General features: G+C 71.9%; 21 protein-coding genes. 17 read left to right on the top strand and 4 right to left on the bottom strand.

What is annotated here, in order from left to right:
• The first annotated feature begins 8 nt into the window (after positions 1–8).
• The 7 genes from sigE to HDG69_RS05455 all read left to right on the top strand — a co-directional run bounded on the left by sigE (position 9) and on the right by HDG69_RS05455 (position 6,052).
• A complete protein-coding gene (sigE, locus tag HDG69_RS05425) occupies positions 9–578 on the top strand; it encodes an RNA polymerase sigma factor SigE (protein ID WP_216645155.1) in 570 nt (189 codons plus the stop codon).
• Positions 575–1,465 (top strand): zf-HC2 domain-containing protein, encoded by an 891-nt coding sequence (locus HDG69_RS05430; protein ID WP_171782689.1) that lies wholly within the window; start codon positions 575–577, stop codon positions 1,463–1,465. Before sigE ends, HDG69_RS05430 begins: the two co-directional genes overlap by 4 nt.
• Positions 1,462–2,874 (top strand): S1C family serine protease, encoded by a 1,413-nt coding sequence (locus HDG69_RS05435; RefSeq protein ID WP_171782690.1) that lies wholly within the window; start codon positions 1,462–1,464, stop codon positions 2,872–2,874. Before HDG69_RS05430 ends, HDG69_RS05435 begins: the two co-directional genes overlap by 4 nt.
• Before the next feature lie 43 nt (positions 2,875–2,917).
• Entirely contained in the window at positions 2,918–3,313 is a 396-nt protein-coding gene (locus HDG69_RS05440) for a twin-arginine translocase TatA/TatE family subunit (RefSeq protein ID WP_343036266.1), read from the top strand.
• A gap of 70 nt (positions 3,314–3,383) precedes the next feature.
• Positions 3,384–4,436 carry a tryptophan--tRNA ligase gene (trpS, locus tag HDG69_RS05445; protein WP_171782691.1) on the top strand — a complete coding sequence of 351 codons (1,053 nt, stop codon included), beginning with the start codon at positions 3,384–3,386 and terminating at the stop codon, positions 4,434–4,436.
• Positions 4,433–4,984: a 2'-5' RNA ligase family protein gene (locus HDG69_RS05450; RefSeq protein WP_171782692.1), complete on the top strand. Its 552-nt coding sequence runs from the start codon at positions 4,433–4,435 to the stop codon at positions 4,982–4,984. Before trpS ends, HDG69_RS05450 begins: the two co-directional genes overlap by 4 nt.
• A 36-nt stretch (positions 4,985–5,020) precedes the next feature.
• A complete protein-coding gene (locus HDG69_RS05455) occupies positions 5,021–6,052 on the top strand; it encodes a YihY/virulence factor BrkB family protein (RefSeq protein WP_343036267.1) in 1,032 nt (343 codons plus the stop codon).
• A 176-nt stretch (positions 6,053–6,228) separates the two neighbouring features.
• Here HDG69_RS05455 and HDG69_RS05460 read toward each other — a convergent pair whose 3' ends face one another.
• The 4 genes from HDG69_RS05460 to sdhC are packed head-to-tail and all read right to left on the bottom strand — an operon-like array spanning position 6,229 to position 9,740.
• Positions 6,229–6,999 carry a succinate dehydrogenase iron-sulfur subunit gene (locus HDG69_RS05460; protein ID WP_171782693.1) on the bottom strand — a complete coding sequence of 257 codons (771 nt, stop codon included), beginning with the start codon at positions 6,997–6,999 and terminating at the stop codon, positions 6,229–6,231.
• Complete coding sequence (sdhA, locus tag HDG69_RS05465) at positions 6,999–8,834, bottom strand: succinate dehydrogenase flavoprotein subunit (protein WP_171782694.1); 1,836 nt, start codon at positions 8,832–8,834, stop codon at positions 6,999–7,001. The genes HDG69_RS05460 and sdhA overlap by 1 nt, the downstream gene beginning before the upstream one ends.
• A gap of 58 nt (positions 8,835–8,892) precedes the next feature.
• Complete coding sequence (locus HDG69_RS05470; protein ID WP_171782695.1) at positions 8,893–9,345, bottom strand: succinate dehydrogenase hydrophobic membrane anchor subunit; 453 nt, start codon at positions 9,343–9,345, stop codon at positions 8,893–8,895.
• Entirely contained in the window at positions 9,345–9,740 is a 396-nt protein-coding gene (gene sdhC, locus HDG69_RS05475; RefSeq protein WP_216645156.1) for a succinate dehydrogenase, cytochrome b556 subunit, read from the bottom strand. Before sdhC ends, HDG69_RS05470 begins: the two co-directional genes overlap by 1 nt.
• Before the next feature lie 154 nt (positions 9,741–9,894).
• On the opposite strand from sdhC, the gene HDG69_RS05480 reads away from it, so the two are divergent.
• From HDG69_RS05480 to HDG69_RS05525, 10 genes are all read left to right on the top strand, one after another.
• The gene (locus HDG69_RS05480; RefSeq protein ID WP_171782697.1) at positions 9,895–11,013 is read left to right on the top strand and encodes a mannose-1-phosphate guanylyltransferase; all 1,119 of its coding nucleotides are present in this window, start codon (positions 9,895–9,897) and stop codon (positions 11,011–11,013) included.
• Entirely contained in the window at positions 11,010–12,230 is a 1,221-nt protein-coding gene (locus HDG69_RS05485; protein ID WP_171782698.1) for an amidohydrolase, read from the top strand. Before HDG69_RS05480 ends, HDG69_RS05485 begins: the two co-directional genes overlap by 4 nt.
• Before the next feature lie 122 nt (positions 12,231–12,352).
• Positions 12,353–13,453 (top strand): BMP family ABC transporter substrate-binding protein, encoded by a 1,101-nt coding sequence (locus HDG69_RS05490; RefSeq protein WP_171782699.1) that lies wholly within the window; start codon positions 12,353–12,355, stop codon positions 13,451–13,453.
• Positions 13,454–13,560: 107 nt separating this feature from the next.
• Positions 13,561–15,081 carry an ABC transporter ATP-binding protein gene (locus tag HDG69_RS05495; RefSeq protein ID WP_171782700.1) on the top strand — a complete coding sequence of 507 codons (1,521 nt, stop codon included), beginning with the start codon at positions 13,561–13,563 and terminating at the stop codon, positions 15,079–15,081.
• Complete coding sequence (locus HDG69_RS05500) at positions 15,078–16,445, top strand: ABC transporter permease (protein WP_171782701.1); 1,368 nt, start codon at positions 15,078–15,080, stop codon at positions 16,443–16,445. The genes HDG69_RS05495 and HDG69_RS05500 overlap by 4 nt, the downstream gene beginning before the upstream one ends.
• Entirely contained in the window at positions 16,442–17,740 is a 1,299-nt protein-coding gene (locus HDG69_RS05505; protein WP_343036270.1) for an ABC transporter permease, read from the top strand. The genes HDG69_RS05500 and HDG69_RS05505 overlap by 4 nt, the downstream gene beginning before the upstream one ends.
• Before the next feature lie 11 nt (positions 17,741–17,751).
• Positions 17,752–18,135 carry a cytidine deaminase gene (locus HDG69_RS05510; protein WP_246256267.1) on the top strand — a complete coding sequence of 128 codons (384 nt, stop codon included), beginning with the start codon at positions 17,752–17,754 and terminating at the stop codon, positions 18,133–18,135.
• Positions 18,132–19,427 carry a thymidine phosphorylase gene (locus HDG69_RS05515; protein WP_171782703.1) on the top strand — a complete coding sequence of 432 codons (1,296 nt, stop codon included), beginning with the start codon at positions 18,132–18,134 and terminating at the stop codon, positions 19,425–19,427. The genes HDG69_RS05510 and HDG69_RS05515 overlap by 4 nt, the downstream gene beginning before the upstream one ends.
• Positions 19,428–19,440: 13 nt before the next feature.
• Complete coding sequence (locus HDG69_RS05520) at positions 19,441–20,364, top strand: hypothetical protein (RefSeq protein WP_171782704.1); 924 nt, start codon at positions 19,441–19,443, stop codon at positions 20,362–20,364.
• Positions 20,361–20,588 (top strand): hypothetical protein, encoded by a 228-nt coding sequence (locus HDG69_RS05525; RefSeq protein WP_171782705.1) that lies wholly within the window; start codon positions 20,361–20,363, stop codon positions 20,586–20,588. The genes HDG69_RS05520 and HDG69_RS05525 overlap by 4 nt, the downstream gene beginning before the upstream one ends.
• Positions 20,589–20,602 lie beyond the last annotated feature (14 nt).

Genomic DNA, 20,602 nt, shown 5'->3' on the forward strand with positions numbered 1-20,602 from the left:
TGGCCTTGATGACCGAGAGCAGCTCCCGGACCGCGCCCGACCCTCTCCCCGGCGAGTGGGTCCCGCCGACGTGGGACCAGATCGTGCGGGAGCACTCCGCACGGGTGTACCGGCTGGCCTATCGTCTCACCGGGGACCGGCAGGACGCCGAGGACCTCACGCAGGAGACGTTCCTGCGGGTCTTCCGGTCGCTGTCCAGCTACACGCCGGGCACGTTCGAGGGCTGGTTGCACCGCATCACGACCAACCTCTTCCTCGACCAGGTCCGTCGCAAGAAGCGCATCCGCTTCGAGGCCATGGGCGAGGACGCCTCCCGTGTCGAGGCCACCGACGACCGTGCACGACCCGAGCGCGGGTTCGAGCACGCCCACCTCGACCACGACGTCCAGGCCGCCCTGGACGCGCTGCGGCCCGAGTACCGCGCGGCCGTCGTGCTGTGCGACATCGAGGGGCTCAGCTACGAGGAGATCGCGGTCACCCTCGGGATCAAGATCGGTACCGTCCGCTCCCGGATCCACCGGGCCCGGGCGCAGCTGCGCGACGCGCTCGAGCACCGACGGGCCGAGGTGGTGCGATGAGCGCCCATCTCGGGGACCTGGTGAGCGCACTGGCCGACGGTCAGCTCGGACCGGCCGAGACCGACCGTGCGCTCTGCCACGTCGCCTCCTGCCGCTTGTGCGCGGCCGAGCTCGAGGCCGCGCGGTCGGCTCGCCGTCGGCTCGCGCAGGCCTGCGACGTCACGCCGACGGCGGAGCTCACCGAACGACTGCTCGCCCTGTCCGCGTCGATACCCTCCGCGGAGCACGACCCGTTGCGTGCACCGGAGCGGGACACCACGTGGCAGACGCCCGAGGCGTGGCGCAGCACGATCACCGGTGACCTCGCCGGCACGGCCCGGCGTCGGCGCCGCCACCGCCTCGCGCTCGTCGGGGCCGGGAGCGCAGGCATCCTGGGCTGTGCCCTGTTCGTCCTCGGCCAGGCACCCGTGGTCTCGCCCGAGACGTCGCGAGCCGCGGCGCTGAGCGCGCTGGCCGGTACGGACGACGTCGCGGCGTCGGTGTCCGACGACGCCCCCGTCGACGACGCCTACGTCGCGCCCGGAGCCCTCCCGGACGGGTACGAGCTCGCCGCGGTGCGCACCGGCGGCGACGTCGTCGAGATCGACCTCACGGGCCCCGAGGGCACCGTGGTCGTCCGGGAGCGGCCGGGACGCCTGGGTGAGGTCTCCCCGTCCGCGGAGCTGCTGGACGTCCCGGGACGCTCCGGCGTCCTCGTGCTGATGAGAGATCCCTGGCACGTGGCCTGGCAGTCGGGCGGGATGGTGGTCGAGGCCACCACCGACGCCCCGCACGACGTCCTGGTCGACGTCGTCGCAGCCTTTCCCGACGCCGACTACGATGCGGGGGTCCTGCCGCGGCTGACGCGCGGCTGGTCCACCGTGACAGGAGCCCTCAGCCGCCCATGACGCACCAGGACCACTCGGACCTCTTCGCGGCACCGGAACCGCCGCGGCCGCCCGCGCCGCAACCACGGTCGGAGACGCCGCAGGAGGCCGTGCACCGGCCCGCTTCACCGTTCCCGCTGCCCCGGGTCCCGGGTCTCGGAGGAGCGGGACCGGCGTCGGCGCAGGCCCCGGTCCCTCCGCTGCCCGGTCCGCACACGGTGCCGGACGAGCGTTCGGTGCCGGACGAGCACACGGTGCCGGACGAGCACACGGTGCCGGACGAGCGTTCGGGGCGGACCGGTGGCGAGGCCCGGGCGCCGCGTGCTCGCCTCGGCGGCGCGCGGGTCGCCGGGATCCTCGTCCTGGCTCTGCTGGTCGGTCTGGTCGGAGGGTTCGCCGGAGACCGTCTCTCCGACTCCCTCGCGGACGACCGGCCCGCGGCCCAGCTCCCGGCGCCCACGGGTGCGGCGGCGGGAGCCTCGGAGTTCACCCGCCCGGACGGTTCCGTGGCGGCGGTCGCGGCGGGCGTCCTGCCCTCGGTCGTGTCCTTCGAGGTGACCGGCGGCGACGGCAGCGGCTCGAGCGGATCGGGCTTCGTGCTGAGCGCGGACGGCTACATCCTGACCAACGACCACGTCGTGGCGTCCGGGGCGTCCGGCGGTGCCGTCGTCGTCGTGCTGGCCGACGGCAGCGAGCACGACGCCGAGGTCGTCGGGCGGACCTCCGACTACGACCTGGCCGTGGTCAGGATCGACGCCGAGGGCCTCGTCCCGCTCCCGCTGGGCGACTCCGACGACGTGGTGGTCGGGGACGAGGTGCTGGCCGTCGGAGCCCCCCTGGGGCTCGACTCCACGGTCACCCAGGGCATCGTCAGCGCGCTGCACCGGCCCGTGCAGGCCGGTGACCAGTCGACCACGGCGTTCATCGACGCCATCCAGACCGACGCCGCCATCAACCCGGGCAACTCCGGTGGCCCGCTCGTGAACGCGGCGGGGGAGGTGATCGGCATCAACTCGGCCATCGCCCAGCCGCCGGGCGCCCTGCAGGCGACCGGCAGCATCGGCCTGGGGTTCGCGATCCCCGCGAACCAGGTACGGACCACCGCCGAGCAGCTCATCGAGTCGGGTGAGGCGACCTACCCGGTCATCGGTGTGCTGCTCGACGCCGGCTACGTCGGCGAGGGTGTGAAGGTCGCGGAGGAGCCGCAGGAGGGGACGCCGCCGGTGACCGACGACGGCCCGGCCGACCTGGCCGGGATCCGGGCAGGAGACGTGATCCTGGCGATCGACGGTCGTCCGGTCTCGCGGAGCGACGAGCTCATCGTGGCGATCCGCGCGGCCCAGCCGGGCGACGCCGTCACGCTGACGGTGCGCAGCGGTGACGACGAGCGCGACGTGCGGGTCGTCCTCCAGGAGCGCTCCAGCGAGTGAGCGTGGACCTGTCGGAGGACGGGCGAGGGCTAGGCTGTCCGTCGTGAGCTTCTTCGGGATCAACGGTGGCGAGATGCTCGTCATCGCGTTGCTGGCACTGGTCCTGATCGGGCCGGAGCGGCTTCCCCGCTACGCCGGGCAGCTCGGTGCGCTGGTCAAGCAGGGAAAGGTCGCGCTGCAGGGCGCCAAGGAACGTATCGACGCCGAGCTCGGCGACGAGCTCAAGGACGTCGACTGGCAGAAGCTCGACCCGCGCCAGTACGACCCCCGGCGCATCGTCAAGGAGGCGCTCCTCGACGACGAGCCGGTCGCCGGAGCCGCCCGACGCCCGGCAGCCCGGGCCGGACGAGCGACGACGGCCGGTGCCGCCTCTGCCGCGACGACGGCGGAGCCCCCGGTGGCCTCCGGGCGCGCTCCCTTCGACGACGAGGCGACGTGACCCGAACCTCCTCCGTCCCGACGCGGCGGGCGTTTCCGCTCTGCCCCGACGACCTGCCAGAATGAGGCTCATGTCCGACGTCACCGTCCCGGGGGCACCGACGACGCCCCGGCCTCGCATCCTGTCCGGCATGCAGCCGACCGACTCGTCGCTGCACCTGGGTAACTACCTCGGCGCCCTCACCCAGTGGGTGGCGCTGCAGGACGAGCACGACGCCCTGTACTGCGTGGTCGACCTGCACGCGCTGACGGTCAGCCCTGACCCGGTCGCGCTGCGCGAGCGCACGCGTGCCACGGCGGCCCAGTACCTGGCGGGCGGCGTCGACCCGTCGCGGTCGACGCTCTTCGTGCAGTCGCACGTCCCGGAGCACACCGAGCTCGCCTGGTTGCTGAGCTGTCAGACCGGGTTCGGCGAGGCGAGCCGGATGACGCAGTTCAAGGACAAGTCCGCCAAGCAGGGCACCGAGGGGACGACCGTCGGGCTGTTCACCTACCCCGTGCTCATGGCCGCCGACATCCTGGTCTACGACGCCAACCTCGTGCCGGTCGGCGAGGACCAGCGACAGCACCTCGAGCTGACGCGGGACCTGGCCGAACGGCTCAACGCACGTTTCGGTGCCGGGACGGCCGTGGTGCCCGACCCCTACATCGTCACGGCGACCGCGAAGATCCAGGACCTGCAGAACCCGGCGGCCAAGATGTCGAAGTCGAACGCCGGCGGCAAGGGTGTCATCTGGTTGCTGGAGGACCCGAAGAAGGCTGTCAAGGCGATCAAGTCGGCAGTGACCGACGCCGACGAGTCGTACGCGGTCTACTTCGACCGGGAGAAGAAGCCCGGGATCTCCAACCTGCTGACGATCTACTCCGCGGTGACGGGCCGCGCGGTCGACGACATCGCCGCCGAGTACGACGGCCGCGGCTACGGCTACCTCAAGGTCGACCTGGCCGACGCCGTCGTGGCGTTCCTCGAGCCGTTCCAGGAACGGGCGGGCACCTACCTCGCGGACCCCGCGCAGCTCGACAAGGTGCTCGACGACGGCGCGGCGAGGGCCCGAGAGATCGCCGGCGGCGTCCGGGAGCGCTACTTCGACCGCTTCGGCCTGCTGCCGCGAGGCCCTCGGTGAACCTGCCACCCCGCGGTCCTGCCCAGGTACGGATCGGCATCGCCGTCGCGGTGCCCGAGCCGTACGCCTCCCGGTTGCAACAGGCCCGGGCGGACGTCGGAGACCCGCTCGCGGAGGCGATCCCGCCGCACATCACCGTGGTCGGCCCGACGGTCGTGGACGACTCGGTGATGCCCGCCGTCAGTGAGCACCTCGAGAAGGTCGCCGCGGAGACCCCGCCGTTCCGTGTCCACCTGCGGGGGACGGCCACCTTCCGCCCGATCTCGCCGGTCGTGTTCGTGGCGCTCGCCGAGGGCATCGCCGAGTGCGAGCTGCTGGAGGAGCAGGCCCGGTCCGGGGTGCTCGCCCAGGAGCTCCGCTTCAACTACCACCCCCATGTCACGGTCGCCCACGAGGTGCCGGACGAGGCCCTCGACCGAGCGTTTGCCGAGATGAGCGACTTCGAGGCCGTGTTCGACGTCGCGTCGGTCTGGATGTACGAGCACGGGGACGACGGCGTCTGGCGTCCGCGCCGTTCGTTCGCTCTCGGGGGCGCTTCGCTCGACTGACCTGCTGGTCGGCCCCGCGGCCGTTAGGGTCGCTACGTGCCCGCCGACACCGAACGCCTGACCGCGAAGATCGCTCGGTGGGCGGAGTGGTGGCAGGACCGTCGTGAGGTCCGCGCCGTGCGCTGGTACCTGGCGCGGCGGGGGAACCAGCTCTCCGGTGGGATCGCCTACTCGGCGCTGTTCTCGCTCGGGGCCGGGCTGACGATCGGCTTCAGCGTCTTCTCGGCTCTTCTCGGCAACCGCCCCGAGCTCAGCGAGGCGGTCTTCAACCAGATCGACGGCTGGGTGCCGGGTCTGCTGAAGGAGTCGCCGGACGGGCCCGGCATCGTCTCACCGGAGGATCTCGTCCGCACCACCGCGTGGGGCTGGACGACCGTCGTCGCGGCCGTCGTCTTCCTGTGGACGGCCGTCGGCGTGATGGCGGCGCTGAGGCACTCGGTCCGCTCGATGTTCGACGCCCCCGTGGTGGGCGTCAGCCCCGTGCTGTCGAAGGTGTGGCAGCTGCTCGGCTTCGTGATCCTCGGGGTGATGCTTCTGGCGTCCGCCACCGCGAGCATCATCTCGCGGACGGTGAACCAGCAGATCACGCGGTGGCTGGGCGACTCGGAGGTGCTGGGCTGGGTCCTGTCCGCCGGGACGTTCGCCGTCGGCGTCCTGCTCGACACGTTGCTGGTCTACCTGGTCATCCGCGTCGTGGCGCGCGTGCGCACCCGGCACGCCTGGGACATGCTGCTCGGCTGCCTCGCCACCGGGCTGATCGCGAGCGGGCTGCGCTGGGCGGGGACGTCGGCCGTGACGGCGTCGGCGGAGCGCAACGTGATCCTGGCGTCGATCGTGACGGTCGGCACGTTGCTGATCCTCGTCAACTTCGTGGCGCGCGTCCTGCTGATGGCGTGTGCCTGGATGTACGACCCGCCGCGGCTCGACGAGATCGACCGCGCCGAGCAGACCGTCGCCTGGATGCGTCGTCGGGCCGAGATCGAGCGCGAGATCCGTCGTGGCCGGGGGAGCAGGCGACCGTACAGCGCCGTCGTCCGCGGCGTCCGCAGAGGTCTCTACGAACCCTGAGCGTCCTTGCTCCCTGCCGTCGACGGGCTCGATGGGGCGCCGCACGCCTGCGGGACGACAGAGCCCGGTGCCGGAACGGTGTGCGCGGTCGTCATCCCCGAGGTGGAGGGCGCCCAGCGCCCGTGAACGCGACCGTGCACACCGTTCCGGCACCGGGCGTGCCGAACGGACGAGACTCAGAAGGCGCGGGTGATCATCGCCCGCTTGACCTCCTGGATCGCCTTGGTGACCTCGATGCCGCGCGGGCAGGCCTCGGTGCAGTTGAAGGTCGTGCGGCAGCGCCACACGCCCTCCTTGTCGTTGAGGATCTCCAGGCGCTGGGTCGCGCCCTCGTCGCGCGAGTCGAAGATGAACCGGTGCGCGTTGACGATCGCGGCCGGCCCGAAGTACTGCCCGTCGGTCCAGAAGACCGGGCAGGACGACGTGCAGGCGGCGCACAGGATGCACTTGGTGGTGTCGTCGAAGCGGTCACGGTCGGCCTGGGACTGGATGTTCTCCCGGCTCGGCTCGTTCCCCGAGGTGATGAGGAACGGCATGATCTCGCGGTAGGAGGCGAAGAACGGCTCCATGTCGACCACGAGGTCCTTCACCACGGGCAGGCCCTTGATGGGCTCGACCGTGATGGGCTTGTCCGGGTTGACGTCCTTGAGGAGCGTCTTGCAGGCGAGCCGGTTGCGGCCGTTGATCCGCACGGCGTCCGAGCCGCAGATGCCGTGCGCGCACGAGCGCCGGAACGTCAGCGACCCGTCGATCTCCCACTTGATCTTGTGCAGGGCGTCCAGGACACGGTCGGTCCCGTGCGCGGTGACGGTGTGCTCCTCCCAGTACGCCTCCTCGGAGACCTCCGGGTTGAACCGGCGGACCTTGAGGGTGACGTCGAAGGAGGCGACCGCACCGGCCTCGGGCCGAGCGGCGGCGTCGGCAGAACTTTCCATCACAGCAGTCATCAGTACTTCCGCTCCATCGGCTCGTAGCGCGTCTGGGTCACGGGCTTGGACCCGAGGACGACCTTGTAGTCCCCGAAGTCCTCGACGTGGTCGAAGTAGCCCTCGACGTGCCCGTCGGCGGCGTCGGGGGCCGACGTCGGACGGCGGTACGCCATCGTGTGCAACATGTAGTTCGAGTCGTCCCGGTCGGGGAAGTCCTCGCGGTAGTGGCCACCGCGCGACTCGCGGCGGTTGAGCGCCGCGAGCACCGTCACCTCGGCGATGTCGAGCAGGAAGCCCAGCTCGATCGCCTCGAGGAGGTCCGTGTTGAACAGGGTGCCCTTGTCCTGCACCGAGACGTTCTGGTACCGCTTCTGCAGCTCGCGGATGTCGCTCGCGGCCTGCTCGAGCGACTCCTGCGTCCGGAACACCTGGGCGTTGGCGTCCATCGTCTCCTGCAGTGCCTGGCGCACCTCGGCGACCCGCTCGCCGTCGGGACGGTCGCGCATCTCGGCGAGCTGCGCCTCGACCCGGGCCGTCGGGTCCTCGGGGATCGGCAGGTGCTGCTCCACCGACTGGGCGTAGGCGGCGGCCGACCGGCCGGACCGCTTGCCGAAGACGTTGATGTCGAGCAGCGAGTTGGTGCCGAGACGGTTCGATCCGTGCACCGAGACGCAGGCGACCTCGCCGGCGGCGTAGAGACCCTTGACGACGTTGTGGCTGTCACGCAGCACCTCGCCCTTGACGTTGGTCGGCACGCCGCCCATCGCGTAGTGGGCGGTGGGATAGACCGGCACGGGCTCGGTGTAGGGCTCGATGCCCAGGTACGTCCGGGCGAACTCGGTGATGTCCGGCAGCTTCGCGTCGATGTGTGCCGGCTCCAGGTGGGTCAGGTCGAGCAGGACGTAGTCCTTGTTCGGCCCGGCGCCACGGCCCTCGCGGACCTCGTTCGCCATCGAGCGGGCGACGATGTCGCGCGGGGCGAGGTCCTTGATGGTGGGGGCGTAGCGCTCCATGAAGCGCTCGCCGTCGGCGTTGCGCAGGATCCCGCCCTCGCCGCGGGCGGCCTCCGACAGCAGGATGCCCAGCCCGGCCAGACCGGTGGGGTGGAACTGGAAGAACTCCATGTCCTCCAGCGGCAGCCCACGGCGGTAGGCCAGGGCCATGCCGTCACCGGTGAGGGTGTGGGCGTTGGACGTGGTCTTGAAGATCTTGCCCGCCCCGCCGGTGGCGAAGATGATCGCCTTGGCCTGGAAGACGTGGATCTCGCCGGAGGCCAGGTCGTAGGCGACCACCCCGGTGGCGTTGACCTCCGCGCCGTCCTCGATGTCCTCGGTGGTGAGGTCGTGGTCGGTGAGCAGGTCCAGGACGTAGAACTCGTTGAAGAACTCGACGTCCTGCTTGACGCAGTTCTGGTACAGCGTCTGCAGGATCATGTGGCCCGTGCGGTCCGCGGCGTAGCAGGCGCGGCGCACCGCAGCCTCACCGTGGTTGCGGGTGTGCCCGCCGAACCGGCGCTGGTCGATCCGGCCCTCCGGCGTGCGGTTGAAGGGCAGCCCCATCCGCTCCAGGTCGAGCACCGCGTCGATGGCCTCCTTGGCCATGATCTCGGCGGCGTCCTGGTCGACGAGGTAGTCGCCGCCCTTGACGGTGTCGAACGTGTGCCACTCCCAGTTGTCCTCCTCGACGTTCGCCAGGGCGGCGCACATGCCGCCCTGGGCGGCGCCGGTGTGGGAACGCGTGGGGTACAGCTTGGAGATGACCGCGGTGCGGGCCCCCTTCGAGGCCTCGAGCGCCGCGCGCATGCCGGCGCCGCCTGCGCCGACGATGACGACGTCGTACTGGTGGGTCTGCATCGGTTCCGATGCCTCCTGCGGCGTGTGGTGGATCAGCGGGCTGGGGGGATGCGCGGGCTCAGGCCGTGCAGAACGAGGCGAGCAGCTGGGCCGGGGCGTCGGCGGGGCACGGGTCGAACGTGAAGATGACCAGGGTGCCGAGCACGACGGTGAACGTGAAGGCCAGCAGCAGCAGGCCCTTGAGGACGCCGCGGGTGACGTCCCGCTGGGCGTAGTCGTTGATGATCGTCCGCACGCCGTTGGTGCCGTGGATCATCGCGAGCCAGAGCATGGCCAGGTCCCACATCTGCCAGAAGGGGCTCGCCCACTTGCCGCCGACGAACGCGAAGTCGATCGCCTTGACGCCGTCGCCGACCATGAGGTTCACGAACAGGTGGCCGAAGACCAGCACGACGAGGAGCACGCCGGAGGCCCGCATGAAGACCCACGAGTACAGCTCGTAGTTGCCGCGCGTGGTCTTGCGCCGCACGTACGGTGACCGCGGGGTCGGGATCGAGGTCTGGGTGCTCATCAGGCGCCTCCGAAGACGTTCATCAGGTGGCGGGGCAGGAACCCGGCCATCGTCACCACGCACAGCCCGATGACGATCCACAGCATGAGCCGGTGGTACTTCGGGCCCTTGGCCCAGAAGTCCACCAGGGCGATGCGGATGCCGTTGAAGGCGTGGAAGACGATGGCGGCGACCAGGCCGACCTCGCCGAGCCCCATGATCGGCGTCTGGTACGTGCCGATGACGGCGTTGTACGCCTCGGGGGAGACCCGCACGAGCGCCGTGTCCAGCACGTGCACGAGCAGGAAGAAGAAGATGAGCACGCCGGTCACGCGGTGCGCGACCCATGACCACATGCCTTCACGGCCGCGGTAGAGCGTGCCAGCGGGAGCAGTCGGCACGGGGGGAGCCTCCATTGGCGGATTCGGGCGGGTTACGTGAAGCCACTGTAGTGACACCGGGTCGCGAACGGGTCACGAGCTGTCCGATAACGGCGTCTCTGTGCGGTTTCTGTGACACATTCCACAGGCTTCGTGTCGGTCGGCCGGGACCCGTCACTATGCTGCGGACATGCCCTCGTCTGCGATTCCCGGATTCCACGCCGTCGTCCCGGCGGGAGGTTCGGGCACCCGGTTGTGGCCGGTCTCGCGTGCCGACCACCCGAAGTTCCTGCACGATCTCACGGGTTCCGGTCGGACGCTCCTGCAGGGCACGGCCGACCGTCTCGCCCCCCTGACGGGTGCCGACGGCCTGCTCGTGGTGACCGGCGAGCGGCACGTCGCAGCCGTCCGCCAGCAGCTGCCGCGGCTGACCGCCGAGCAGGTGCTGTCCGAGCCGTCCCCCCGGGACTCGATGGCCGCGATCGGGCTCGCGGCCGCCGTGCTGGAACGGCGCCTGGGCGACGTCGTCCTCGGGTCCTTCGCCGCCGACCAGGTGGTCTCGGGGCGCCCGGCGTTCGAGCGCTCGGTCCGGGAGGCCGTCGAGGCGGCGCGCGCGGGCTACGTCACGACGATCGGGATCGCCGCCTCGCGCCCGTCGACGGCCTTCGGGTACGTCCACGGTGGTGACCCGCTCGGCGTCGACGGCGCGCCGAGCGCCGTGCACGTGCGGGGGTTCACCGAGAAGCCGGACGCGCGCACCGCACGCGAGTACCTGGCCTCGGGGGAGTACCGCTGGAACGCCGGGATCTTCGTCGCCACCACCGGGGTGCTGCTGGGGCACCTGGCCGAGCAGCGTCCGGCGCTGCATGACGGCCTGCGCCGGGTCGCCCAGGCTTGGGACACCCCGGACCGCGACCGGGTGCTCGCCGAGGTCTGGCCGGGCCTGGAGAAGATCGCCATCGACCACGCCGTGGCGGAGCCCGTGGCGGCCGCCGGCGGCGTCGCGATGGTGCCGGGAGCCTTCGGCTGGGACGACGTCGGCGACTTCAACTCGCTCGCCGCGCTGCTGCCGGCCGACGACGACGCCGGGTCGAAGGTGCTCGGCGACAGCGCGGACGTGGTGCGGGTGCAGAGCGCCGGCTCGGTGGTGGTGCCCGCCGCCGGGCGCACGGTGACCCTGCTCGGCATCGACGACGTGGTCGTGGTCGACACGCCCGACGCGCTGCTGGTCACGACGCGGGCGCGAGCCCAGCAGGTGCGGCAGATGGTCGACGCGGTGCGCGACCACGGCCGCGAGGACCTGCTGTGAGCGTCGACCGGCCCGGCGGCGCGACCGTGCGCCTGGACGCCGCCGTGGACGACCTCGAGGAGCAGCTCGTCGCCTTCCGGCGCGACGTGCACGCCCACCCGGAGGTGGCCCGTCAGGAGGTCCGCACGACGGCGGCGCTCGCCGAGCGCCTGCGCCGTGCGGGGCTGCGGCCCCGGCTGCTCGAGGGGACGGGGCTCGTGTGCGACGTCGGGCCGGACGTGCCCGGCCGCGGCCGGGTGGCGCTGCGCGCGGACATCGACGCGCTGCCGCTGGAGGACCGGTGCGGGCTCCCCTTCGCCTCGACGGTGCCGGGCGTCGCGCACGCGTGCGGCCACGACGTGCACGCCACCGTCGTCCTCGGTGCCGGGCTGGCCCTCGCACGACTGCACGACGAGGGCCTGCTCGACGTCGGCGCCCGCCTGATCTTCCAGCCGGCCGAGGAGGTCATGCCGGGAGGAGCGCTGGAGGTCATCGCCCAGGGGGCGCTCGACGGCGTCGAGCGGATCGCCGCGATCCACGTGGAGCCGAAGCTCGACGTGGGCAGGGTCGGCACCCGCATCGGCCCGATCACGTCGGCCTCCGACCAGGTGACGGTCACGCTGTCCTCGGGCGGCGGGCACACCTCCCGACCGCACCTGACCGGGGACGTGGTCTACGCCCTCGGTCAGGTGATCACCCAGGTGCCGGCGGTGCTGGGCCGTCGGCTGGACCCGCGCTCGGGCGTGAACCTGACCTGGGGCGCGGTCGAGGCGGGGAACGCCCACAACGCGATCCCGGCGTCCGGCGTCGTCAAGGGCACGTTGCGGTGCCTGGACGTGCGGGCCTGGGAGAAGGCGGGGCAGGTGCTCCACGACGCGGTCGAGCAGGTCGTGGCGCCGTACGACGTGGACGTCAGCGTGCACCACCTGCGGGGGGTGCCGCCGGTCGACAACGACGCGGGGGCGACGGCCGCGCTCGAGGCCGCGGGGACGGCCGTGCTCGGTGTGGGCGGCGTGGTGCTCACCGAGCAGTCCCTCGGCGGTGAGGACTTCGCCTGGTACCTGACGAAGGTGCCCGGGGCGATGGCCCGGCTCGGCACGGCGACGCCCGGCGGCCGGCTGTACGACCTCCACCAGGGCGACCTGGTGGTGGACGAGCGTGCGATCGCCGTCGGCGCCAGGTTGCTGGGACGTTTCGTCCTCGGTCCGGGGACGACCGCCGACGTACCGCTTCGGTAACGACTCGGCCTCGGCAGGCCTCCGCGGCGCTCTGGACGCCGGGCGGTGGTTACGCTTGCCGTCTCTGATCGTGAGACGGGCGTGCGCCCGCGCTCACCCGCCCTCATCGACAGGAGTGACAGGTGAAGAGAGCCATCCAGCTCACCGCCCTCGCAGGTGCCACGGCGCTGACCCTCGCGGCATGCGGCTCGGCCCCCGAGGACGCCCCGAGCGACGAGACCACCGGGACCACCGAGGCGGCAGGCACCGACTTCTCCGCCTGCATCGTCTCGGACGAGGGCGGGTTCGACGACAAGAGCTTCAACCAGCTGAGCTACGAGGGCACGAAGATGGCCACCGACGAGCTCGGCGCCACCTTCCGTGAGGTCCAGTCCCAGTCGGAGACCGACTACAACGCCAACCTGCAGTCCCTGGTCGACCAGGGATGCAACGCCATCGTCGCCGTCGGGTTCGCGCTCTCCGCGGACACGATCGAGTCCGCGAACGCGAACCCGGACCTCGACTACATCCTGGTCGACGACGCCGCGGACGCCGACTTCGACGGTGAGGCCGACGCCCCGAACATCAAGCCGCTGCTGTACAACACGGCGGAGGCAGCCTTCCTCGCCGGATACCTGTCCGCCGGCTACTCCGAGGTCGGCAAGGTCGGCACCTTCGGCGGCCAGCCGTTCCCGACCGTCACGATCTTCATGGACGGCTTCACGCAGGGCGTCGAGCACTACAACGAGGTCAACGACGCCGAGGTGGAGGTCGTCGGCTACGAGGGTGGCGAGGACGGTGCCTTCACCGGTGGGTTCGCCGCCAACGAGACCGCCAAGACCACGGCGACGAACATCCTGGACCAGGGTGTCGACGTGATCCTGCCGGTCGGCGGGCCGATCTACCAGTCCGCGATCGCCGCGATCGAGGACTCGGGCCGTGACGTCGCCCTGGTGGGGGTCGACGCCGACTTCTACGAGACGGACCCCACCACGCAGCCCTACGTGCTGACCTCCATCCTCAAGAAGATGGACGTCTCGGCCTACGAGGCCGTCCTCTCCTCGGGCGAGGGTTCCTTCTCCGCCGAGCCCTACGTCGGCACGCTGGAGAACGAGGGTGTGGGCCTGGCGCCGCTGCACGAGTTCGAGGACCGGGTCGACCCGGAGCTCGTGACCGAGGTCGAGGAGCTGCGCCAGCAGATCATCGACGGCGAGCTCGAGGTCACGTCCTACCTGGCCGAGTGACACCAGGACGATGAGCACCGCGGCGGGACACGGGGCCTCCCCCGGGTCCCGCCGCGCCGTGCGCCCTAGGCTGGTCAGGAGATCGTGAGGAAGGTGGACGCACCGCGATGAAGCTCGAGCTACGAGGGATCACCAAGCGCTTCGGTGCGCTGGTGGCCAACGACCACATCGACCTCGTGGTCGAGCCCGGGGAGATCCACTGCCTCCTCGGGGAGAACGGGGCCGGCAAGTCCACCCTGATGAACGTCCTGTACGGGCTGTACGACGCTGACGAGGGACAGATCCTCCTCGACGACGAGGTGCAGTCCTTCGACGGGCCCGGCGACGCGATGGCGGCGGGCATCGGCATGGTGCACCAGCACTTCATGCTGGTCCCCGTCTTCAGCGTCGCCGAGAACGTCATGCTGGGGCACGAGTCGACCCGTGGTGCGGGTGTGCTCGACCTGGCCGGTGCGCGCCGCACGGTCCGCGAGACGGCCGACCGGTTCGGCTTCCACGTCGACCCCGACGCGCTCGTCGAGGACCTCCCGGTCGGGGTGCAGCAGCGCGTCGAGATCATCAAGGCCCTGAGTCGTGACGCCCAGGTCCTCGTCTTCGACGAGCCGACGGCGGTCCTCACCCCGCAGGAGACCGACGAGCTGATGGCCATCATGCGCCAGCTGCGCGACGACGGCGCCGCGATCGTCTTCATCACGCACAAGCTGCGCGAGGTGCGCGCCGTCGCCGACCGCATCACGGTCGTCCGTCACGGCAAGGTCGTCGGCGAGGCCGCACCGACCGCGACGGACGCCGAGCTGGCGTCCCTCATGGTGGGCCGTGCGGTCGAGCTCACCGTGCACAAGGAGGCACCGCAGCACCGGGACAACGCGCTCGAGGTCGCCGGGCTGACGGTGGCCAACGCCGACGGCCAGGTTGTGGTCGACGACATCTCGTTCACGGTCCGCGGTGGTGAGGTGCTCGTCGTCGCCGGCGTGCAGGGCAACGGCCAGACCGAGCTGACCGAGGCGCTGCTCGGACTCCAGGAGGACGTCGCCGGCTCGGTCCGGCTCGACGACCGCGAGCTCGTCGGCCGCAGCGTGCGCCAGATCCTCTCCGCCGGCGTGGGGTTCGTTCCCGAGGACCGCAACACGGACGGGCTCGTCGGCGAGTTCAGCATCGCCGAGAACCTGATCCTCGACCGCACCGACGGCCCCCCGTTCGTCCGGGCGGGCTCCCTGCAGCTCGCGCGAAGGGACGAGTTCGCCCAGGAGAAGGTCGACGAGTTCGACGTCCGCACCCAGGGGATCGGCCTGCCCGTCGGCGGGCTCTCGGGCGGGAACCAGCAGAAGGTCGTCCTGGCCCGCGAGATGTCGCGCGACCTGCGGCTGCTCGTCGCCGCCCAGCCGACCCGCGGGGTCGACGTCGGCTCGATCGAGTTCATCCACCAGCGCATCATCGAGACCCGCGACCAGGGGCTTCCGGTGATCGTCGTCTCCACCGAGCTCGACGAGGCCGTGGCGCTCGGTGACCGGATCATGGTGATGTACCGCGGCAAGGTGGTCGGGATCGTCCCGGCGACCACCCCGCGCGACGTGCTCGGCCTGATGATGGCCGGCGTCGCGCCAGAGAGCGAAGGAGAGGCCGCATGAGCGGTCCACAGCCGGGCCAGCACTCCGCCGACCGCCCGGACAACCCTCTCGACGACGCGCTCGGCAAGGCCGATCCCGAGGTCGAGCCGGGGCTGGTGGAGGAGCTCGAGCAGGAGAAGGCCCGCGAGGAGGCCAAGGCCGTCGACGAGACGGGGGACCGGTGGCGTGACGCCTTCCGTCAGATCGTCTCGGGCAGCTGGGCCGTGGCGCTGGGCGCGATCCTCCTGGCCGTGCTCGCGGGGTCGATCCTCATCGTCCTGACCGACGAGGCCGTCCAGGAGTCCGCCGGCTACTTCTTCGCCCGGCCCCAGGACACGCTGAAGGCGGTCGGCGAGGCCATCGGCGGCGCGTACTCGGCGCTGTTCCGTGGCGCCGTCTACAACTACCAGGCCGACAGCTTCGCGGCGGGGATCCGTTCGCTGACGCAGACGCTCACCAACGCGACGCCGCTCATCGCCGCGGGGCTCGGTGTGGCCCTCGCGTTCCGCGCCGGTCTGTTCAACATCGGTGGTCAGGGGCAGATGCTCATGGCCGCCGTCGGCGCGGGCTGGGTGGGTTTCGGGGTCACCGGGCTGCCCATCCCGCTCCACCTGCTGCTGGCGATGGTCGCCGGGATGCTCGCAGCGGCCCTGTGGGCCGGCATCGCCGGTGCCCTCAAGGCGTTCACCGGTGCGCACGAGGTCATCGTGACCATCATGCTGAACTGGATCGCCTACTACCTGCTGTCCTTCTTCCTGGCGACCCCCGGGCTGATGCAGGCCCCGGGGTCGGCGAACCCGCGCACGCCCCCGATCGCCGAGTCCGCGCAGCTCCCGCCGCTGCTGGGTGAGCGCTACCCGCTGCACTGGGGCTTCGTCCTGGCGCTCCTGGCGGTGGCCTACGTGTGGTGGCTGCTCAACCGTGCGTCCCTCGGCTTCTCCTACCGCGCGGTGGGCGAGAACCCGCGCGCTGCCCGCGTCGCCGGCATCGACGTCAAGTGGTCCACCGTCTCGGTCATGCTGATCGCCGGTGCCCTCGTAGGCCTGGCCGGGGTGACCCAGGTGCTCGGCACCGCCACGACGGGCTTCGGCGAGGGGATCGACGCCGGTATCGGCTTCGACGCGATCACCGTGGCCCTGCTCGGTGGTTCGCAGCCCGTCGGTGTGCTCTTCGCAGGCCTGCTGTTCGGTGCGTTCAAGGCGGGCGGCTCGGCCATGCAGGCTGCCGAGGGGATCCCCATCGAGATCGTGCTCGTGGTCCAGTCGCTCATCGTGCTGTTCATCGCCGCGCCGCCGCTGGTGCGGGCGATCTTCCGGCTGCCGCAACCGGCACGCCGGACGACGACGAGGCGAAAGAGCTCCAGCACGAAGGAGGCGACGGCGTGAGCGCACCCGTGACCCGACCTGCTCCCGTCCCGGCGCAGGAGACCGGCGCACGCACGATCGACAAGGTGTCGTGGAAGTCCCCGATCGCGCTCGGTGCGGTCCTGGTGCTCTACGTGCTCCTGATGGCGCTCGCCCCCCACGAGGGCAGCGCGCGGTTCGCGTTGTCCACCTCGCGCGACTTCTTCCAGATCCCGGTGTTCGTCGTGCCGGCGATGACGACGGCCTGGCTCGGGGCCGGCGTCGGCCTGCTCGTGACCGGCGCTGCGGTGCTCGCCGCCCGCGCCCGCCGCCGGGTGCCCCTGTGGTGGATCTCGGTGTACGCCGTGTTCCTCCTGACCGGCTTCCTCGCGTGGGCGGCGGCCGGCAGTCCCCGTGACCTGTCCGTGGTCGGCCTGCTCAGTGGCGCCGTGGTCCTGGCCGTGCCGATCGTCTACGGCTCGCTGAGCGGCGTCATCGGGGAACGGGCCGGTGTCATCAACATCGCCATCGAGGCACAGCTGCTCGCCGGCGCCTTCAGCGCGGCGGTGGTGGCCTCGCTGACCGACAGCCCCTGGGCCGGTCTGCTGGCCGCGATGGTGGCCGGCATGCTGGTCGCCCTCGTCCTCGGGATCTTCGCGATCACCTACCGGGTGGTCCAGATCATCGTGGGTGTCGTGCTCAACGTGTTGGTGATCGGCCTGACGAGCTTCTTCTACTCCCAGGTCCTCGTGCCGAACACGGAGATGCTGAACGCGACCACGCGGTTCCCCCGGCTGCCCATCCCGTTCCTCGACCGCATCCCGGTCGTGGGGCCGGTGCTGTTCAACCAGACGATCCTCGCCTACCTGATGTTCGTCATCGTCGGTGTCGTGTGGTTCGCCCTGTACCGCACGCGGTGGGGTCTGCGCGTCCGGGCCGTCGGAGAGCACCCCAAGGCGGCCGACACCGTGGGCATCAATGTCCTCGCCACCCGCTACCGGGCCGTGCTGATCGGCGGCACGCTGGCCGGGATGGGTGGTGCTTTCTACACGGTGGTGTCGATCAACCAGTTCGGCCGCGAGATGACGGCGGGTGCGGGCTTCATTGCCCTGGCCGCCATGATCTTCGGCAAGTGGGACCCGGTCCGTGCCGCGCTGGCCGGGCTGCTGTTCGGGTTCGCCACGAACCTGCAGAACGTCCTGAGCGTCGTCGGGTCGCCGGTGCCGAGCCAGTTCATGCTCATGCTGCCGTACGTGGTGACCCTGTTCGCCGTGGCCGGGCTCGTCGGCAGGTCTCAGCCACCGGCCGCCAACGGGCAGGCGTACGTCAAGGAATGACGGTGGACGACATGGACTGGGACGCGCTGCGCGCCGCCGCGCGGGAGGCCTCGGCCCTCGCCTACGCCCCGTACTCCGGGTTCCCGGTCGGGGCGGCCGCCTACGCCGACGACGGCCGCCTGCTGGTCGGCAGCAACGTGGAGAACGCGGCGTACGGCGTCACGCTCTGCGCCGAGTGCTCGCTGGTGTCCGCGCTCGTGGCCTCCGGCGGCGGCCGGCTGGCCGCGTTCACGTGCGTGAACGGGACCGGGGACGTCATCACACCCTGCGGTCGGTGCCGCCAGCTCCTGTGGGAGCACGGCGGCCCCGAGCTGCTCGTCGAGACGCCTCGCGGCGTCGTCACCATGGCCGAGATGCTGCCGCAGGCATTCGGCCCGGAGGACCTGAACCGATGAACGAAGCCTTCGACGTCGTCGACGTCATCCGGACCAAGCGGGACCGCGCGCACCTGTCCGCGGCGCAGATCGACTGGGTGGTGGACGCCTACACCCGCGGCGTCGTCGCCGACGAGCAGATGTCGGCCCTGGCGATGGCGATCCTGCTCAACGGGATGAGCCGGGGGGAGATCTCCCGCTGGACCCACGCCATGATCGCCTCCGGCGAGCGGATGGACTTCTCGGGCCTGTCCCGCCCGACGGCGGACAAGCACTCCACCGGCGGGGTCGGCGACAAGATCACGCTGCCGCTGGCGCCGCTGGTCGCCGTGTTCGGCGTGGCCGTGCCGCAGCTGTCCGGTCGAGGCCTCGGGCACACCGGCGGCACCCTGGACAAGCTCGAGTCGATCCCCGGGTGGCGTGCCGGCCTGAGCAACGACGAGATCGTCGGCCAGCTCGAGGACGTCGGCGCGGTGATCTGCGCCGCCGGTGCGGGACTCGCGCCCGCCGACAAGAAGCTCTACGCGCTGCGTGACGTCACCGGCACGGTCGAGGCGATCCCGCTCATCGCGAGCTCGATCATGTCCAAGAAGATCGCCGAGGGCACCGGCGCGCTGGTGCTCGACGTCAAGGTCGGCTCGGGTGCCTTCATGAAGGACGCCGCGCAGGCCCGCGAGCTCGCTCGCACGATGGTCGAGCTGGGCACGGACGCCGGCGTGCGCACGGTCGCGCTGCTGACGGACATGTCGGTGCCGCTGGGTCGCACGGCGGGCAACGCGCTGGAGGTCCGCGAGTCCGTGGAGGTGCTGGACGGCGGCGGGCCGGCCGACGTCGTCGACCTCACGGTGGCGCTGGCGGTCGAGATGCTCGACGCCGCGGGCCGGCCCACCGGCGCGGACGAGGTCCGGGCCGCACTGGGCGACGGGCGCGCGATGGACGTGTGGCGGCGGATGATCACCGCCCAGGGTGGGGACCCGGACGCCGAGCTGCCCGTCGCGCGGCACACCGAGCAGGTGCGTGCCCGCCGTGACGGGGTGCTCGGAGAGCTCGACGCGTACGCCGTCGGCGTCGCCGCCTGGCGGCTCGGCGCAGGCCGCTCACGCAAGGAGGACCCCGTGCAGGCGGGCGCCGGGGTCGAGATCCACGTCCGGCCCGGCGAGCAGGTCGCCGCCGGTCAGGCGGTCATGACGCTGCACACGGACACCCCGGAGCGTTTCCCGCGTGCGCTGGAGGCGCTGGACGACGCCTGGCAGGTCGCGCCGGCCGGGACGGCGGTGGGACAGCGCCCCGTCGTCCTCGACCGCATCCACTGATGCGAGCAGCTCGATGGCGACGGGGATCGGCGCGGCGCGGCTGACCGACCTCCTCGGGGCCGCCGGGGTCTTCTCCGGTCAGGTCCCGCGGCAGCCGGTCGCCGCCGGACCGCCCGCGGTCCCCGCGACCGTGCTGGCCGCGCTCGCGGCCGCCGGCCCGGAGGCGCGCGCGCGGGTCCTGGACCCCCTGGGGCGGGACGGCGACGTCCCGCGTCCCGGACGGCCGGCGCCGTTGCTCCTGCCCGAGCTCGTGCCCGGGCTTCCGGGCGGGCCCACGGCGGGGCGGCCCGGCTCGCCGGCACGCCAGGTCGACGCGACCACGTGCGGGGCGGCGGTGCTCGTGATGTTGCGGCTGGCGGGCGACGCCGCGTCGGCGCTGGCGCTCGCCGTCGACCCCCGGGGTGCGTGGGAGGCGTTCGCCCGGCGGCAGCGCGAGGTGCACGCCCGTGCCCGGCGGCTCTGGCCGGGGAGACTCGGTACGCCGCCGTGGGGAGCCGCCCGGGAGGCGCGCTACGGGCCGTTGCGCGGGAAACGGCCTGGTGCGGGCCCGGTTCGCTACACGCATCGCGTCGTCCGGCGGAGCGAACCGCCCGAGGGGCCTCGCTCCGTGCTGGCCGCAGCGCTCGCGTCGGCCGGCGCGGGCATCCCCGTGCCGCTGTACACGGGCGGGGACCTGCGTGGGGGTGTGTCGACGGCGGTCCCGCGGCACGTCGTGCTGCTCACGGCCGTGCGACCCACCGACGCCGGGCCCGTGGCGACGGTCTACGAGCCGTCCTCGGGCGCGCTGCACGCGGTGCCCGTCGACGCGCTGCGCGCCCCGGGCACCGACGACGCCGACCGGGTCGCCCGCCGTCGGGCGCTGGGGGGATGGCCTCACGTCGTGTGGGCGCTCCTGCCTCGCGAGGAGCGCGGATCGGGGACAGCATGGGGCACATGAGCACCACACCCTCCGACGCCTGGCGTGACGCCGGGCTGGAAGCGCCCGACGACACCACGAGCCTCGTGGAGGAGGCGAGCACGTCACCCGCCGCTCCCGAGCACGAGGCGGAGACCGACGAGTACCGTCCGGCGACGCCACGCCCCGACCTGGACGGCGAGGCGGCCGAGGCCGACGTCGCCGAGCAGGCGAGCGTCGTCCCCACCCCGGAGGACGACCTCTGACCGCAGCGAGCGCC

Origin of the sequence: Isoptericola halotolerans, from assembly GCF_013149785.1 — a bacterium.
Lineage (GTDB): Bacteria > Actinomycetota > Actinomycetes > Actinomycetales > Cellulomonadaceae > Isoptericola > Isoptericola halotolerans.

What these genes read in the sequence shown, in the direction of transcription:
- HDG69_RS05525 (WP_171782705.1), top strand. Translation starts at nt 20,361, where the DNA reads ATGAGCACCACACCCTCCGACGCCTGGCGTGACGCCGGGCTGGAAGCG.
- sdhA (WP_171782694.1), bottom strand. Translation starts at nt 8,834, where the DNA reads ATGCAGACCCACCAGTACGACGTCGTCATCGTCGGCGCAGGCGGCGCC.
- trpS (WP_171782691.1), top strand. Translation starts at nt 3,384, where the DNA reads ATGTCCGACGTCACCGTCCCGGGGGCACCGACGACGCCCCGGCCTCGC.
- HDG69_RS05480 (WP_171782697.1), top strand. Translation starts at nt 9,895, where the DNA reads ATGCCCTCGTCTGCGATTCCCGGATTCCACGCCGTCGTCCCGGCGGGA.
- HDG69_RS05495 (WP_171782700.1), top strand. Translation starts at nt 13,561, where the DNA reads ATGAAGCTCGAGCTACGAGGGATCACCAAGCGCTTCGGTGCGCTGGTG.
- HDG69_RS05470 (WP_171782695.1), bottom strand. Translation starts at nt 9,345, where the DNA reads ATGAGCACCCAGACCTCGATCCCGACCCCGCGGTCACCGTACGTGCGG.
- sigE (WP_216645155.1), top strand. Translation starts at nt 9, where the DNA reads ATGACCGAGAGCAGCTCCCGGACCGCGCCCGACCCTCTCCCCGGCGAG.
- HDG69_RS05435 (WP_171782690.1), top strand. Translation starts at nt 1,462, where the DNA reads ATGACGCACCAGGACCACTCGGACCTCTTCGCGGCACCGGAACCGCCG.
- HDG69_RS05460 (WP_171782693.1), bottom strand. Translation starts at nt 6,999, where the DNA reads ATGACTGCTGTGATGGAAAGTTCTGCCGACGCCGCCGCTCGGCCCGAG.
- HDG69_RS05430 (WP_171782689.1), top strand. Translation starts at nt 575, where the DNA reads ATGAGCGCCCATCTCGGGGACCTGGTGAGCGCACTGGCCGACGGTCAG.
- HDG69_RS05515 (WP_171782703.1), top strand. Translation starts at nt 18,132, where the DNA reads ATGAACGAAGCCTTCGACGTCGTCGACGTCATCCGGACCAAGCGGGAC.
- HDG69_RS05500 (WP_171782701.1), top strand. Translation starts at nt 15,078, where the DNA reads ATGAGCGGTCCACAGCCGGGCCAGCACTCCGCCGACCGCCCGGACAAC.
- sdhC (WP_216645156.1), bottom strand. Translation starts at nt 9,740, where the DNA reads ATGGAGGCTCCCCCCGTGCCGACTGCTCCCGCTGGCACGCTCTACCGC.
- HDG69_RS05510 (WP_246256267.1), top strand. Translation starts at nt 17,752, where the DNA reads ATGGACTGGGACGCGCTGCGCGCCGCCGCGCGGGAGGCCTCGGCCCTC.
- HDG69_RS05520 (WP_171782704.1), top strand. Translation starts at nt 19,441, where the DNA reads ATGGCGACGGGGATCGGCGCGGCGCGGCTGACCGACCTCCTCGGGGCC.